Raw genomic sequence first — 1,317 nt, forward strand, 5'->3', positions numbered from 1 at the left:
GGCGACCCTGTTGCACGGCTTTATCATCGAAGGCTCAATACCTGAGCAATCCATCACGCTCTTTATTACCCTGCTGCTGGTGACCCTTGGCAAAGCAGCGCTGGCCTACGGCCGCGAAGTGGCCAGTTTCAAGGCGGGTAGCGCGGTGCGCCAGACCATCCGCCAGCTGGTGCTCACTCGCTTGAGTCGTCTCGGCCCTGCCTATATCCAGCGCCGCCCGGCCGGTAGCTGGGCCAGCCTGTTGCTGGAGCAGATTGAAAATATGCAGGATTTCTTCTCCCGCTATCTGCCGCAGATGGCCATCGCCGTCTTTATTCCGGTGGTCATTCTGGTAGCCGTATTCCCGGTCAACTGGGCCGCTGGTGTTATTCTGCTGGGCACGGCACCGCTGATCCCGCTGTTCATGATCCTGGTGGGGGTGGGGGCGGCGGATGCAAACCGCCGCAATTTCCAGTCACTCGAGCGGCTCTCCGGCCACTTCCTCGACCGCCTGAAGGGGCTGCGCACGCTGCAGCTTTTTATGCGTACCCAAGCAGAAGGCGATGCCATTCGCGATGCCTCGGAAGATTTTCGTGAACGCACCATGGAGGTGCTGCGCCTGGCCTTCCTCAGTACCGCCGTGCTGGAGTTTTTCGCCGCCATCGCAGTGGCGCTGGTCGCCGTCTACTTCGGCTTCTCTTATATCGACCATCTGAACTTTGGTAGCTACGGGGTCAAGGTCACCCTCTTTACCGGTCTGTTCGTGCTGTTTCTCGCTCCCGAATTCTACGCTCCGCTGCGAGAACTGGGTGCCCACTACCACGCCAAGGCGCAGGCCATCGGCGCTGCCGAACAGCTGCTTGAATTCCTCGAAGCCGAGGTGAGCGAACCGGCCGCGGGTACAGCACCGTTCCATGCCGACAGCCCGATCAAGGTAGAGGCCAGAGGTCTTGAAGTACTGAGCGCCGAAGGGAAGGTGCTGGTCGGCCCCATCGACTTCACTTTGGAAGCCGGTTCGCGTACCGCCCTCATCGGTGTCAGCGGCGCAGGCAAGAGCTCGCTGGTCAACGCCCTGCTCGGCTTTGCCCCCTATCGCGGTGAGCTCAAGGTCAACGGGCAGGAGCTCGCCACCCTCGACATGAGCCTGTGGCGCCTGCAACTGGGCTGGCTCTCGCAAAACCCGCAGCTGTTCCACGCCTCCTTGCGCGACAACCTGCTGCTGGCCAAGCCAACGGCCAGCGATGCCGAGCTGGAAGATGCCCTGAAACGGGCACAGGCGTGGGAATTTGCCATGGAGAAGGGGCTCGACTATCCGGTCGGCGATCAGGCGGGCGGCCT

General features: G+C 61.9%; 1 protein-coding gene. It reads left to right on the forward strand.

Features of this window, described 5'->3' with window-relative positions; translation table 11 throughout:
* The coding region (cydD, locus tag BN1117_RS07125) for a heme ABC transporter permease/ATP-binding protein CydD (RefSeq protein WP_040096069.1) at positions 1–1,317 on the forward strand (1,317 nt) is incomplete at both ends.

It is taken from the genome of Aeromonas australiensis (assembly GCF_000819725.1).
GTDB lineage: Bacteria > Pseudomonadota > Gammaproteobacteria > Enterobacterales > Aeromonadaceae > Aeromonas > Aeromonas australiensis.